General features: G+C 72.7%; 12 protein-coding genes. 9 read left to right on the top strand and 3 right to left on the bottom strand.

Going from position 1 to position 13,087, the window contains the following annotated elements:
* Window positions 1-106: 106 nt before the first annotated feature.
* Genes WME82_RS10765 through WME82_RS10755 form a run of 3 tightly spaced genes read left to right on the top strand, consistent with a single transcriptional unit; the run spans window position 107 to window position 4,022 of the window.
* Window positions 107-2,548, top strand: coding sequence for a hypothetical protein (locus tag WME82_RS10765; RefSeq protein ID WP_438042745.1), 2,442 nt, complete (start codon window positions 107-109; stop codon window positions 2,546-2,548).
* Entirely contained in the window at window positions 2,545-3,120 is a 576-nt protein-coding gene (locus WME82_RS10760) for a hypothetical protein (RefSeq protein WP_438042744.1), read from the top strand. The genes WME82_RS10765 and WME82_RS10760 overlap by 4 nt, the downstream gene beginning before the upstream one ends.
* A complete protein-coding gene (locus tag WME82_RS10755; RefSeq protein ID WP_438042743.1) occupies window positions 3,117-4,022 on the top strand; it encodes an HTTM domain-containing protein in 906 nt (301 codons plus the stop codon). Before WME82_RS10760 ends, WME82_RS10755 begins: the two co-directional genes overlap by 4 nt.
* A gap of 54 nt (window positions 4,023-4,076) precedes the next feature.
* Here the strand turns inward: WME82_RS10755 and WME82_RS10750 are convergent, their stop codons facing one another.
* Entirely contained in the window at window positions 4,077-4,298 is a 222-nt protein-coding gene (locus WME82_RS10750; protein ID WP_437551629.1) for a hypothetical protein, read from the bottom strand.
* A 370-nt stretch (window positions 4,299-4,668) separates the two neighbouring features.
* Between WME82_RS10750 and WME82_RS10745 the strand changes: the two genes are divergently transcribed.
* Both WME82_RS10745 and WME82_RS10740 read left to right on the top strand, forming a co-directional pair.
* Window positions 4,669-5,034 carry a hypothetical protein gene (locus WME82_RS10745; RefSeq protein WP_438042742.1) on the top strand — a complete coding sequence of 122 codons (366 nt, stop codon included), beginning with the start codon at window positions 4,669-4,671 and terminating at the stop codon, window positions 5,032-5,034.
* Window positions 5,035-5,162: 128 nt separating this feature from the next.
* Window positions 5,163-5,576: a hypothetical protein gene (locus WME82_RS10740; protein WP_437870394.1), complete on the top strand. Its 414-nt coding sequence runs from the start codon at window positions 5,163-5,165 to the stop codon at window positions 5,574-5,576.
* 112 nt (window positions 5,577-5,688) lie between these two features.
* On the opposite strand, the gene fbaA is transcribed toward WME82_RS10740, so the two are convergent.
* Window positions 5,689-6,762 carry a class II fructose-bisphosphate aldolase gene (gene fbaA / locus WME82_RS10735; RefSeq protein ID WP_437551623.1) on the bottom strand — a complete coding sequence of 358 codons (1,074 nt, stop codon included), beginning with the start codon at window positions 6,760-6,762 and terminating at the stop codon, window positions 5,689-5,691.
* Between the two features lie 210 nt (window positions 6,763-6,972).
* On the opposite strand from fbaA, the gene WME82_RS10730 reads away from it, so the two are divergent.
* Window positions 6,973-7,383 (top strand): nuclease A inhibitor family protein, encoded by a 411-nt coding sequence (locus WME82_RS10730; protein ID WP_437870392.1) that lies wholly within the window; start codon window positions 6,973-6,975, stop codon window positions 7,381-7,383.
* 9 nt (window positions 7,384-7,392) lie between these two features.
* Here WME82_RS10730 and WME82_RS10725 read toward each other — a convergent pair whose 3' ends face one another.
* On the bottom strand, window positions 7,393-8,415 hold the full coding sequence (locus WME82_RS10725) for a DNA/RNA non-specific endonuclease (protein WP_438042741.1): 1,023 nt from the start codon (window positions 8,413-8,415) through the stop codon (window positions 7,393-7,395).
* Window positions 8,416-8,542: 127 nt separating this feature from the next.
* Here WME82_RS10725 and WME82_RS10720 point away from each other — a divergent pair, with 127 nt between their 5' ends.
* From WME82_RS10720 to WME82_RS10710, 3 genes are all read left to right on the top strand, one after another.
* Window positions 8,543-11,032 carry a TonB-dependent receptor plug domain-containing protein gene (locus tag WME82_RS10720; protein ID WP_438042740.1) on the top strand — a complete coding sequence of 830 codons (2,490 nt, stop codon included), beginning with the start codon at window positions 8,543-8,545 and terminating at the stop codon, window positions 11,030-11,032.
* A 613-nt stretch (window positions 11,033-11,645) separates the two neighbouring features.
* Window positions 11,646-12,647 carry an alpha/beta hydrolase gene (locus tag WME82_RS10715; protein ID WP_438042739.1) on the top strand — a complete coding sequence of 334 codons (1,002 nt, stop codon included), beginning with the start codon at window positions 11,646-11,648 and terminating at the stop codon, window positions 12,645-12,647.
* A 125-nt stretch (window positions 12,648-12,772) separates the two neighbouring features.
* Window positions 12,773-13,069 carry a DUF2288 domain-containing protein gene (locus WME82_RS10710; RefSeq protein ID WP_438042738.1) on the top strand — a complete coding sequence of 99 codons (297 nt, stop codon included), beginning with the start codon at window positions 12,773-12,775 and terminating at the stop codon, window positions 13,067-13,069.
* Window positions 13,070-13,087: the final 18 nt, after the last annotated feature.

Below are 13,087 nucleotides of genomic sequence, written 5' to 3'. Positions count from 1 at the left end.
CAACGGCGCCGGTGTCGAGCGCCTTGAGGCCGCTCGCCCCCCGAACGGCGGTCGGGCGACGGCGGCGATCGTGCGCGCCAGGCGCCGTGTTAAGCGTCGCCGCACCATGCAGGCGCCCGACACCGATCCCCCCCCGCCCTCGGAGCCGCTCCAGGACAGCGCCCTCCCGGCCGAATCCCCCACGCTCGCCAGCCGCGGCGCCGCCTCCGCGCGCCCGCCCGCGCGCCGCTGGGCCGTCGGGCTGCTCAGCGCCCTGCACGCCCCCGTCTTCGCCTGGGCCGCGCTCTCCCTCCCCTTCCGACCGTGGACGCTCTTCGCCGTGGTCACCGCCGCGCTCGCGCTGCTCCACGCCGCGACCGCCGTCCTCTCGCTCCTCCCCCACCCGCTCGCGCCCCGCGCCTTCCGCGCGACGTCGTTCTGCTCGCTCGGCTACCTCGCCTTCCTGAGCTTCGGGCTCCTCTCCTCCGCCGTCTACGTCGCCTCGCTGAACCGCGGCCTCGGCACCGGCATCGCGGCGGCGCTGCTCGCGGTCTGGGCGGTCGTCGCGCTCCTCACGCTGCCGTTCGCGTGCTGGGGCGTCGCCTCGACCGGCGGCCTCCGCCTGCTCCGCGCGAAGCGCCGGCCCTCGCCCGCGCTCTCCGCGCTCGCCGCGCTGGTCGTCCTGGCCGCCCTCTCGCTGCTCTTCCGCCACCGCGTCGCCAAGGCCGACGTCGTGCCCGTGCCGGGCGGCGCGCCGTCGCGCACCGGGGCGGCGCTGCGCGAGGCGCTCTCTTCCTTCGACGCGCTCCCGCCGCCGCCGGCCAAGGCGCCCTCGCTCATGACCACGGCGCCGGCCGCGTGCGCCGCGCCCCCGGAGCCCGACCGCCCCACCCTCGTCGTCACCCACCTCGCCCCCGGCCGCGACCCCGAGCGCGCCGCCGTCGCGACCCGCTGCCTCCAGCCCGCGCCGGGCGAGGACGCCGCGGCTGCGCTGCGCGGCGCGCTCGCCGAGGCCCTGCGCGGCCCGCTCAAGATCGACGTCGTCTCGGCCGCGCAGCCGCTCGCCTCCCCCGGCCCCGGCCTCGACGGGCTGTCGCTGCGCCCCGGGCTCGACGGCCTCTGCCTCGCGGAGCGGTGCCTCATGCCGTGGCAGCTCATCGCGCTCGACGCGTTCAACACGAACGCGCCGCTGGCCGGCGTCCCCGACTTCCGCTTCGGCGTGGATCTCGCGGTCCTGCGCCGCGCCCTCGGCGAGCCCGAGCCGCCCGGCGGCCCCACCGCCGGCGGCGCCGCGCTGCGGGACGGCCTCGTGCGGATCGAGACGCTCAGCTATGCCGTCGACGCCGACGGCGCGCTCCACCTCCTGTCGCGGATCGGAGAGCCGTCGGTCCCGCTCACCGAGGCGACCGCGCAGCAGGCGGCGGCCGCGGCCCAGCGCTACATCCTCGGGGCGCAGCGGAAGGACGGCATGTTCCGCTACATCGTCGATCCGTTCACCGGGCGCGCCTCGTTCGACGGGTTCTCGATCGCGCGGCAGGCCGGCACGACGCTCGCCCTGTGCGAGCTCGGGGTCGGCGCCGAGGGCGTGCCCACGTCGCCGGAGCTCGCGAAGGTGGTGCAGCGCTCGCTCGGGCTGCTCGCGAAGCTCGAGCGCAGGGCCGGCGAAGACAACGCCGTCGGCGCGCTCTTCTACCCCAAGGACAGCCCCGGGACGATCGCGGGCCTCAACCCCACGGCGCTGAGCCTTGTCACGTTCCTCTCGTGCCGCGACGCGCACGGAACGCACGACGCGCTCATCGGGCGGCTCGCCCGGATGGTGCTCGCCACGCAGCGGGACGACGGCGGGTTCGCGCCGCAGCTCGACCTCGCGCGCGTCGCGCCCGTCCTCGGCCCGACGCAGCTCTACGAGGGAGGCCAATCGGTGCTCGCGCTGACGCTGCTCGAGGCGCTCGCCGCCCGCGAGCCGAGCCCCGAGTACCCGCCCGCGGCCGCCGTGCGCGCCGCCGTCGATCGCGCCATGGACTACTACGCGAACCGCTACTGGGACCATTTCGCGAGTGATTTCGTGTACATGGAGGAGAACTGGCACTGCCTCGCGGCGCGCGCGGCGCTCGGGCACCACCGCCGCGACGACTACGAGCGGTTCTGCCTCGACTACGTGGCGTTCAAGTCGCGGCTCGTGCTCGACGAGGACAGCGAGGTGACGCCCGATCTCGTGGGAGGGTACGGGTTCGGCAACGTGCTGCCGCCGCACAACACGGCGACGGCGGGGTTCGGCGAGGCGCTGGCCGCGGCGATGGCGGTCAAGGAGGCGCGCGGCGAGGACCTCGCTTCCGATCAGGCGCTGATGCGGCGGGTGCTCGGGTTCCTCGTGCGGCAGCAATGGTCGCCCGCGACCTGCTTCGCCTGCAGCCGCGACGTGGTCATCGAGGGCGGCTTCAGCGAGAGCATGGCGTCTCCCCGGATCCGCATCGATTACGTGCAGCACGCCTGGGCCGCGCTCGGCCACGGGGGCCGGATGCTCGGGCTCGTGCCAGGGCGGAGCGCGCCGGCGGCGGGGCCTCTGTGAGCGCGGGCGGCGAGGGAGAGGCCATCGCGAGCGCTGGCGCCGGCGGTGGACCGAGCCCGCAGGGCGGCGCCGTGGGCGCCGGGGCCGGCGGTGGATCGAGCCCGCGCGGGGCCGCTCGCTTCGGCGAGCGCCGGGCGTACGCGTACGGCGTGACCGCCGCGTTCCTGCTCCTCATGCTCGCCCCGCTGTTCCGCCGCCCTCCGGTCGACAGCTTTCCGCTGTCGACCTACCCGATGTTCTCGTGGGGCCGCCACGACGCGCGGACCGCCGTGGAGCGCGCCGTCGGCGTGGACTCCCGGGGCGGGCGGCGGCCGATCCCGCCGCGCCTCGTGGGCAGCGAGGAGGTGCTGCAGGCCAAGGCCACGCTGGCGCAGAGCATCCGCCAGGGCGCCCGCGCGGCCCGCGCGCTCTGCCGCGGCATCGCGGCGCGCGTCGCGGCGCAGGACGGCTACGCGGATGTCGTCGCTGTCGAGATCCGGACCGACACCTTCGATGCCGTCGCGTTCTTCGAGGGGCAGGAGGCTCCGATCGACTCCAAGCTCCACGCGACGTGCAAGGTGGGCGCGCGATGAGGCGGCTCCTTGCGCGGTTCGACCGCGCCTTCTTCGCGGAGGCGCCCGCCGAGCGGCTCGCGCTCTTGCGGCTCCTGGTCGGCGGCTTCGCCCTCGTGTACCTCTGCGTCCGCGCGGTGCACTTCCAGCGGGTGAGCCACCTGCCTCCGGAGAGCTTCAGGCCCGTCGGCGTGGTCTCGGTGCTGTCCGCGCCGCTCCCCCTCTGGGCGGTACAGAGCCTCCTTGGCGCGGCGATCGCCGCCGGCGCGGCGTTCGTGGCGGGCTACCGGTTCCGCGTCGCCGGGCCCGCCTTCGGCGCGCTCCTGCTCTGGGTGCTGAGCTACCGGAGCTCCTGGGGCATGGTGTTCCACACCGAGAACCTCCTCGCGCTCCACGTCATCGCGCTCGGCCTCGGGGCCGCGGCGGACGCGCACTCGCTCGACGCGCGCGCGGCGCGCCGCGCGGGTGCCCCCGCGCCGGCGCCGGACGGCCGCTATGGCTGGCCGAGCCGGCTATTCTGCGCGATCACGGTGATGTCGTATTTCATCGCCGGGGTCACGAAGCTCCGGAACAGCGGCCTCGACTGGGCGACGAGCGACATCCTCCGCAACTACATCGCTTACGACAACGTCCGGAAGATCGCGCTCGGCGACACGCACTCTCCGCTCGGCGGCGCGCTCGTCCGCTACGGGTTCCTGTTCCCGCCCCTCGCGCTCGCCAGCCTGGCGATGGAGCTCGGCGCGCCGCTCGCCCTGTTCAGCCGGCGCGTCGCGGTCGTCTTCTGCGGCGCCGCCTGGCTCTTCCACCTCGGCGTGCTGCTCACGATGGCGATCCTGTTCCCGTACCCGCTGCTCGGCGTGGCGTTCGCGGGGTTCTTCGAGCTGGAGAAGCTGCGCGATCTGAGGCGCCCGCGCCGCGCGTGAGCGCAGCCATCGGGGACGGGAGGTCGTGAGGGGCGCTCCCGGGCTCGCGCGCCGCTACGAGGGCTCGACCGGCTCCTCGTCGAAGGGCTCGCAGACGAGATAGACCTTCTTCCCGCTCGGATGGATCGCGAGCGTCGCGTAGCGCGGGCAGGCGAAGCACTCCCGCGCGTCCACCGTCGCGGCCCGCCGCGGGCAGCGCACCCTCCGTGGCTCGGTGCCACCCCCCTCGACCTCGATCCACACCAGCTTGTCCGATTCCTCCAGATGACAGGCCATGGCGCCCTCCTCCCGCGGCATCCGCCGATGAAAGGAGGTTTGCAATCATCGAGCCGGAAGATGTCGACCCGCGGCGCCGCCATGGCGAGCCGCCAGGACCGCAACCGGCTCGCGCCTGCTGCCGTCGATTCCCATGCTTCTTCACGGCTCCTCACGTCGTCGCTCGGCGGCGGGGCGGGCTGCTGCTCCTCGCCCGGGGCTCCGGGGCGCACGCCCTGCGCCGAGAGGCGCGCGGAATGCATCTGCGATGCACGAGGGACGGTCCCTGCCGCGCCGGCCGGGCCCACGCCTCGGCGAAGCGCGTGGCGCACCCCTTGCTGCGTCGTACCTGCTGCGGTGGACGCCGCAGCGCTCTTCACAGGGGGTCGCGATGGCAGACTGGCTCGTCGTGCTGCTGGCGGCTGCTGGAGGCGTCGCGGCGTTGATCGTCGGGACGAGAAGCCTGCTCGCCCGGCGGCATTACCACACCTCGGAGACCACCCTGGTCTGTCCACGGACCGGGGCTCCCGTGCGGTGCCGACTCGTCGTCGACGGCCGCTCCGAGGAGTCCGTCGAGGTCGCACACTGCTCGCTTCTCCCCGGCGGGCGGCCCACGTGCGAGCAGGACTGTGTGAAGCTCCTGAACCTGGGCATCCGGCTCGCGCCCATCGAGCCGGCGCGTCCACCACGAACGCACGAGCGCCCTGACGCGGGCGAGCCCGGCGCCGGCGAGGAGCCCGGTCCGCCCTCGCGCTGATGGGACCAGGGGCTCGTGACGCGCAAGGCGTGCGCCGCACCGCACTCCCTGCATCGCGCAGCGCGCCGGCCGGCCCGCCGCCGCCCGGGAGCCGTGATGGCATATCGCGTGCTGTCATGGCCGGAACCATGGCTTTCCAGATACCGAAGATGACGACCCGCTCCTCGGCCAACCTGCCGATCGCGATGGTCCTCCTGGGGACTGGCTCCCTGCTGTGGATCCGCGCCGCGCTGCGCACGCCGGGCGCGCTGGACATGACCCCCAGCGTCGACGGCTGCCTCACGGTGGGGATCGTCGGCGTGCTGCTCGCGTTGCTTCACGGCGTCACGTACCCGACAGCGCTCCTGTCGATCGCGGCCCCGATCGCCCTCGTGCAGCTCCTCGCCACCGGGGGTTCGGGCTTCGCTTTCCTGCCCGTGCTGGGGATCGAGCTCACCGCGCTCGGCCTCTTCGGCCTGCCGCTCTCCCGGCTGCCTCGCCGCCGCCCTGCTGCGACGGCGCCGGCCCGCTCGCTGAGCGCGGCGCACCCGTCGCCCTCGTGAGCCGCCAGCCGCTTGCGGGTTGATCGACGCGCCGCGGTGTCGCCGCGGCGAGGTCAGACAGGCGTCGCTCCGGCCCCGCCCGCGCGAGCGGGGCCGTCGCTTTCGCCGCGGATCAGAACTCGAACTTGTCGAACGAGTTCAGGTCCTTGCACGCGTCCACGAGGCGCGCCGCCACGCCCTTCTCGCCGAGGTGGAGCCAGCCGCGCGGGTCGATGTACTTCTTGTTGGGCTTGTCCTCGCCCTCGGGGTTGCCGAGCTGCGACTTCAGGTAGGCGCCCTTGTCGTCCATGTACTTCTTGATGGGCTGCGTGAAGGCCCACTGCGTGTCCGTGTCGATGTTCATCTTGATGACGCCGTAGGACACCGCCTCGCGGATCTCCTCGCGCGACGAGCCGGAGCCGCCGTGGAACACGAAGTCGACAGGCTTCGGGCCCGTCTTGCGCTCCTTCTGGATCGCGTCCTGGGAGTTCTTCAGGATGGGCGGCCGGAGCTGCACGTTGCCCGGCTTGTAGACGCCGTGCGTGTTGCCGAACGACGCGGCGATCGTGAAGTTGCCGATCGGCTTCAGCGCGTCGTACGCGGCGAGCACCTCCGCGGGCTGGGTGTACAGCTTGGAGTTGTCGATGCCGCTGTTGTCGACGCCGTCCTCCTCGCCGCCCGTGACGCCGAGCTCGATCTCGAGCGTCATCTTGAGCGCCGCCATCTGCCGCAGGTACTTCTGGCAGATCTCGAGGTTCTCGTGGAGCGGCTCCTCGGACAGATCGAGCATGTGAGAGGAGAACAGGGGCTCTCCGTTCTTCTCGAAGAACTTCTTGCCGTGCTCCAGCAGGCCGTCGATCCACGGCAGGAGCTTCTTCGCGGCGTGATCGGTGTGCAGGATGACCGGCACGCCGTAGGCCTCGGCCAGGTTCCGCACGTAGTGCGCGCCCGCGACGGCGCCCGCGATGGCGGCCTTCTCACCCTTGTTGTCGAGGAACTTGCCGCCGAAGAAGTGGGCGCCGCCGTTCGAGAACTGGATGATGATGGGGCACTTGGCCTCTCGGGCCGCCTGGAGCGCGGCGGTCGTGCTGTGCGAGCCGATCACGTTCACGGCCGGCAGCGCACACTCGACGCTCTTCATGTACTCGAACAGCTCCTGAAGAGCGGAGCCAGTGATCACGCCGGGCTTGAGCTTCATCTTGGACATGGCACCTTGAATCCTTGTTCCTTGCTCGGGTCTCGCCCGAGCATGCAACGCGGCGAAGGAAAGCGGAAGGGTGGATCGGATCCGCAGGGCGGGCGGGTCCGGGTACCATCGCCAAAGCCCAGGGAGCAAGCGGATTCTCCGCTGGCTTCACGGTGGAATGATCACCCCACGGCGGGCTTGCCCTCGCCGAGCAGCCGCCCGGAGATCCGCATGCAGGCCTCATCCATGTCGCCCGAAGAGCTCCTCGCATCCCTCGCGGAGGCCGCGCAGGGCCTGCTGTTCCCCAGCGAGTCCGATCACGAGCTGCGCCCGTTCCGGTCGCGCGGGGACGCGTCCTCGCCGGCCGCGCTGCTCGCGGCCGAGGGCCTCGGCGCGGCGACGCCGGTCGAGGTCACGACGGCGGGCGACCTCTTCGCGCCGGTGATCGACGTGCCCGGGGACGCCGGCGACGCGGCGCTGGCCGAGGCGGGGCGGTACCGGCGGCTCGTGGACCTGCTGGAGCGCCACCTGACCGACGTCCGGGTCTACCGCGTCGGGCGCGTCGCGATCGATGTCTACGTCGTCGGCCGCCATCCGTCGGGCGCGTGGCTCGGCCTCGTGACGAAGGTCGTCGAGACCTGAGCGCGCCGCTCAGCGACCGCCGGCGGGCCCGTCGTCGACGCGCGCCTCCAGCGTCCGCTGCGTGGCCTCGGGGAGGGCGGTCATGAGGTCGTAGCCCGCGCGCCGCTCGATCTCGTCCACCGTCGTCCGGTACTGCCCCCAGCCCTGATCGAGGATGCCCGTCTCGTTCGGCATCACCACCGCGATGACCCGCGTCGCCGGGCCGATGTCGCCGGGCCCCTGCCCCGGCTCGAGGACCACGGCGACCTTGAAGAACGCGTCCGGCACGGCGACGTCCTTGCCGATGGTGGCGGCCGGTCGCTCGCGCTCGTCGAAGAGGCCGCCGGCGATCAGGAACAGCACCCGCCGCTCCTTCTGCGCGAGCTCCTGGCACGCCTCCTCGAGCCTCAGCCACGGACCGGCGTTGAGCTCGTGCCGCTGCGGCAGGATGTTCGTGAGGAGGAACGTCGCCTTGTTGTCGTCGGGGTTCCGCGTCCGCTCCTCGGAGCGGACCATGTGGCCTCGATCGAAGCCGGAGCCGGTGTAGTCGTCGTGCTGCACGCGGTACCAGCCGTCCGGCAGCGCGCTGTCGGCCAGGAATTTGCCCCGATGGCGGGGCGCGTCCCCGAACGACGCGGCGTCGAGCCGCCAGCCGACCCAGTTCGCCACGTTCCTGGAGCGGTTGTAGGAGAGGGCGTACTGGGGCTTGATCATCAGGTGATCGTCGGACGCGTCGGCCCGCGCGGCGCGCGCTCCCGTGCGGGCCGGGACGCCGAGCTCGAGATGCGGGCTCGGCGCGGGCGGGCGCGAGGAGGGCGCGTCCTTCGGCGGAGCGCCCTTCGGCGGAGCGCCCTTCGGCGGCGAGGCGCTGCCGGATCGGCCGGGCGTCGGCGATGGCCTGGAGGGGCGGTCGCCGCCGAGGTCGAGGCCGAGCTCCTCGAGCACGCGCTCGAGGCCGCACTTGACCCCCACCGCGCTGAGCCCGGTCACGAGGAGCGCGACGAGCACGCGCGAACCCCAGGACTTCTGTTGTCGCTTCCTGTTCGAGCCCACGTCGACGCTGCCAGTTATCTACGGCAGGGACGGCGCGGTCGTCCAGCGCGACCTCGGCGAGGCGAGCAGCGCTCGGCCCGAAAGGCGCGTCGGTACGTTTTGCTTGAGCGTGCCGCCGCGACTCTCCATGGTTTCCGGAGCGCCGATGGAGGAGCCGGAGCACAGCGATCTGCGACGCCGGAGGACGCGCGGCTCCGCGGCCGTCGCGGTGGCCGCGGCGACCGGCGCCCTCGTGGCCTTCACCGACGGCGAGGCCACGGCGGCTCCCGCGCCGGAGCAGGCCCCTGCGGCGCCCGCGGCGGCCACGCAGGGCGTCCGGGTCACGATGCCGTCGCCGCTCGGCCCCACCGAACCGCCTTACCCGCCCGGCGGCGTCGGCGATGCGACCGTGGTCGCCCGTATCACGGTGTACGCGGACGGCACCGTGGGCGCGGTCGAGGTGGAGGGCGAGGAGCCGTTCGCGAGCGCGGCCGCGCGCGCGGCGCCGTCGTGGCGGTTCGAGCCCGCCCGGCGCGACGGGCGGCCCATCGGCGCGCGCATCCTGTTCCCCGTGAAGTTCCGCGATCCTCGCGCCGCGACGCCGGCCGCGCCTCCTGCGGCGCCCGCCGGGCCCGCGCCGCCCCGCGGGAGCGTCGCGGCGGTGCCGCCCTCGCCGCCGGCTGCCGCGCAGGCCATCGACGTGGTGGTGGTGGGCGAACGCGCGGCGCCGATGACGACCTCGATGACGCGCGAGGAGGTTCGCCAGGTGCCCGGCGCGTTCGGCGATCCTTTCCGCGCGATCGAGGCGATGCCCGGCGTGACGCCCATCGCGTCCGGCGTGCCGTACTTCTTCGTGCGCGGCGCGCCGCCGGGCAACGTCGGCTACTTCGTCGACGGCGTGCGCGTCCCGCTGCTCTATCACGTGGCGCTCGGCCCCAGCGTGATCCACCCGGCGCTCGTCGAGCGGGTCGATCTCTACCCCGGCGGCTTCCCGGCGCGCTTCGGGCGCTACACCGGCGGCGTCATCGCCGGCGAGACCCGGGAGCCGGCGCGCCTGCTCCACGGCGAGGCCAACCTCCGGCTCGTCGACGCGGGCGCCCTGGTCGAGGCGCCGTGGGCCGACGGCCGCGGCACCGCGCTCGTCGGCGGGCGCTACGCGTACCCGGGCGCGCTGCTCGCGCTCTTCTCGCCCGGCATCGAGCTCGGCTACTGGGACTACCAGGCGCGCGTCACCTACGACGCCTCGCCGTACGACCGGGTCGGCCTCTTCGCCTTCGGATCGCACGACTACCTCGCCCAGATCGAGGACGACGGCGACACGGACGTGGTGCTCGCCGGCGACTTCCACCGGCTCGACCTCCGCTACGACAGGTTCTTCGCGCGCGGCGGCCGCCTCCGGCACGCGATCACGCTCGGCCACGAGGAGAGCGAGAACCAGGACGGGGAGCGGGCCGGGCGCGCCCGCCTCGTCGGCGCGCGCGTGGAGCTGTCCGCGCCGGTCTCCGAGCGGCTGACGGCGCGCGCCGGCGCCGACGCGCAGCTGGAGCGGTTCGACATCGACATCCGCGAGAACGACGGCGACTTCCCGACCCGGAACGACAGGGCGCTCGCGCGCCTCTTCACGAGCCGGGAGGACCTCGCCGCGGGGCTCTGGGCCGACGTCGTCGTCCGCGCCGCGCCCGGGTTCGAGGTGGTCCCGGGCCTGCGCGGCGACCTCTTCGCGTCCGGCAGCGCGACGAGGGCCACGGTGGATCCGCGGCTCGCGACGCGGCTGCAAGCGACCCCGCGCGTCGCCCTGCTGAGCGCCTTCGGCGTGACCCACCAGCCGCCGAGCTTCCTCGGCGCGGTGCCCGGCCTGCAGGTGGGCAGCCTGCGCGGCGGCGTGCAGACGGGGCTGCTGGCGAGCGCCGGCGTCGAGCTCCGCCTCCCCGGGGAGATCAAGGCCACGATCACCGGGTTCCGGAGCGGCTTCTTCGACCTGAGCGACGCCCTCGGCAACCGGCCTCCCGGCACCGACGCTGGCCTCGCGCAGCGGGCCGAGCTGCGCGGCGAGGGCAGCGCCCATGGGCTGGAGATCCACGCCCACCGCAGCCTGTCGAAGCGCATCGGAGGGTTCGTGTCCTACACCCTCTCCCGCTCGGTCCGCCATGTCGGCCGGGAGAGCTTCGACTCGGCGTTCGACCGCCGCCATGTGCTCAACATGGCGGCCGCGGTCGACGTGGGCCGCGGCTGGAAGCTCGGGGGCAGGGCGGTGTTCTACAGCGGCATTCCCATGACGGTCGATTACGACCTCTGGGACAACGACGGCGTCGACGGGCAGCGCCCGGATGGCAACGACGACCGCCCCGACACGGAGCAGGACATCCGGCGCCGCGAGCAGCTGCGCGAGCGGATCGCCCAGGTGGTCCGCCGGCTGAGCCTGCCGGAGCGGCTGCCGGCGTTCTTCCGGCTGGACCTGCGGCTCGAGAAGCGGTGGATCCTCCGCGAAGGACGGACCCTCTCGCTCACGGTCGAGGTGCTCAACGCCACCGCAGGAAAAGAGACGCTGCAATACGAGTGCTCGCTCCTGCGCGGATGCGAGCCGGAGACGCTCGGACCCATCATCCTACCGAGCATCGGCGCCGAAGCGACCTTCTGAGCGGCATTGACGTCATCGCGCCACGAGCAGCGCTCGCGCTCACCAGGGGCGCCGCGGCTGCGCGCCCGCGCCGCGCCGAGGATCGCCGGGATCACCCGCGGGGGCGCGATCGCCCGTGCACCTGCGATCACAGTGCAGCAGAGCCACAAAAATCCCATATCGATTCATCAAACGACTTCCGTGCCGCGATGGCGTCTCCTGGCCATGACGTCCGGCAAGAGCGATAAAGCACGGGGAGATTTGTTCGCCAGCACAGAAGTCGTCGTGATGACGCCTTCCCTGGCACATGTGCCGGGACCGGCAGCCGGCGTCACCCCCGTGCAAATCATTGCGGCATCACGCAAAGACTCGTGCAGCGTCCACTCCTCACGACGGGCCGCGAGGGTCCGCGCGAGCCCACGGTCAACGCGCTGGAGACCAAACAGCGCTCCGAAATGGCGGCGAACGGCGGCGCGGGCGGAGATCGTGCGCTATCCTGTTGACGTAGACGCTTTCTGGTCCAATGTTTGCGAACATGGCGTGGCGGCGCTGGAGCTGAGAGACCACGGGATATCGCACCGCGATAGACGTTGCCTCACCTCCAATCACCTGCCGTAACCATGAGGGTCAATTCATGAACTTGTATTATCGCGCACTCAGCACGGTACTCTTCTCGGCGACGCTCGCGGCCGCCGCGCTCTCTTCGGGCGATGCCGAGGCGTCGTCGTCGAGGCAGCCCACCAAGGTCGAGCGCCTGGTGTTCCCGGTGACCCTCTCCGACGGCAACACGTACGACGTCGTCGGCTACCTCTACTATCAGGGTCACGCCAAGTACCGCCCCCTTCAGGTGCTCGTCCACGGCCTGACCTACACGCACGAGTACTGGGATCTCCCGTCGTTCGGCGGACACGATTACTCCTATGCCCGTCACATGGCGAAGGAGGGATATGCCGTCCTGGCGCTCGACATGCTCGGGGCCGGAGAGAGCAGCCGGCCCGACGGCGACTCCCTCGACCTGGCCCAGACCGCCGACAGCGTCCATCAGATCATCACCGAGATGCGCACGCCGGGCGGCGTCTACAGGACGCCTTTCACGCGCGTCGCGCTCGTCGGTCACTCGAACGGCGCCATCATCAACACGTTCGTTCAGAGCACCTACAATGACGCCGATGTCCTCGTGAACACCGGTCTGGCCTTCACGCCGCACCCGATCCCGGTCCCCCCGGAGGCGATCTCTGCGCTGCTGCAGGCGCCCTATATCGCGATCCCGCCGGAGATGCGCACCGCCATCTTCTACGACACCGCGAACGCGAACCCGGCGCTCATCGATTTCGACAACGCCACCATCGCCGACACGTTCACGCGCGGGCAGTTCCTGAGCCTCCTCGCCGTCTCCGAGGACCCGACGCTCGCCGGCATCGACGAGGTGACGAGCCCGGTGTTCATCCAGTTCGGGGAGACCGACGCGCTGCAGCCGGCGTCGTACGCGGACTCCGACGCGGCGCTCTATGCCAGCGCCGAGAGCGTCACGACCGCGATCGTCCCCGACACGGGCCATATCCTGAACGCCCATTACCGCGCGCGGGTCGGCTGGCAGCAGATCGACTGCTGGGTCCACCACAACATGGGCTGGTAGGGCGCGATCGGAGCCTCGGGCAGCGCCGCCTGCCCGGACCGCCGCGGCCGGCGGCCGCCGCCCTCCCGCGGCCGGGCGGCGGCGCGCAGGCTTGGCGGCCGCTGTCCGGAGCCTATGCTGCCCCCATGCGCGAACAGCTCGCCAAGACGCTCGGGGAGGTCTTCTGGACCGATCTCCGCACCCATACAGCGCGCGACGCGGTCATCGTCGTCGCCGCCGATCTCGATCTCCTGGACGTCGGCGAGGCCATGGCCGCGAACGACACGGCCGCGGTGGAGGCCTGGATCGCGGCCGGCAAGCTGACCAAGCCGACGGCCGCCGATCTCGCGCGCTGGCCGCAGCAGCACGATCTGCGCTTCCTGTCGCTCGTGGTCGCGCCGTTCGTGCTGATCCGCCGGCCGCCCTCGCCGCCGCCCTCTTGAGGCGCGCCGCCGGCGCGA

Source organism: Sorangium sp. So ce128 (assembly GCF_051525245.1).
GTDB lineage: Bacteria > Myxococcota_A > Polyangia > Polyangiales > Polyangiaceae > Sorangium > Sorangium cellulosum_B.
Note: the sequence above shows the minus strand (reverse complement) of the source record. Positions and strands in the feature narration are given on the sequence as shown.

Excerpts from the sequence above, each read along its gene's own strand:
- WME82_RS10715 (WP_438042739.1), top strand. The coding sequence starts at position 11,646 with ATGAACTTGTATTATCGCGCACTCAGCACGGTACTCTTCTCGGCGACG.
- WME82_RS10750 (WP_437551629.1), bottom strand. The coding sequence starts at position 4,298 with ATGGCCTGTCATCTGGAGGAATCGGACAAGCTGGTGTGGATCGAGGTC.
- WME82_RS10730 (WP_437870392.1), top strand. The coding sequence starts at position 6,973 with ATGCAGGCCTCATCCATGTCGCCCGAAGAGCTCCTCGCATCCCTCGCG.
- WME82_RS10765 (WP_438042745.1), top strand. The coding sequence starts at position 107 with ATGCAGGCGCCCGACACCGATCCCCCCCCGCCCTCGGAGCCGCTCCAG.
- WME82_RS10720 (WP_438042740.1), top strand. The coding sequence starts at position 8,543 with ATGGTTTCCGGAGCGCCGATGGAGGAGCCGGAGCACAGCGATCTGCGA.
- WME82_RS10740 (WP_437870394.1), top strand. The coding sequence starts at position 5,163 with ATGGCTTTCCAGATACCGAAGATGACGACCCGCTCCTCGGCCAACCTG.
- fbaA (WP_437551623.1), bottom strand. The coding sequence starts at position 6,762 with ATGTCCAAGATGAAGCTCAAGCCCGGCGTGATCACTGGCTCCGCTCTT.
- WME82_RS10745 (WP_438042742.1), top strand. The coding sequence starts at position 4,669 with ATGGCAGACTGGCTCGTCGTGCTGCTGGCGGCTGCTGGAGGCGTCGCG.
- WME82_RS10710 (WP_438042738.1), top strand. The coding sequence starts at position 12,773 with ATGCGCGAACAGCTCGCCAAGACGCTCGGGGAGGTCTTCTGGACCGAT.
- WME82_RS10755 (WP_438042743.1), top strand. The coding sequence starts at position 3,117 with ATGAGGCGGCTCCTTGCGCGGTTCGACCGCGCCTTCTTCGCGGAGGCG.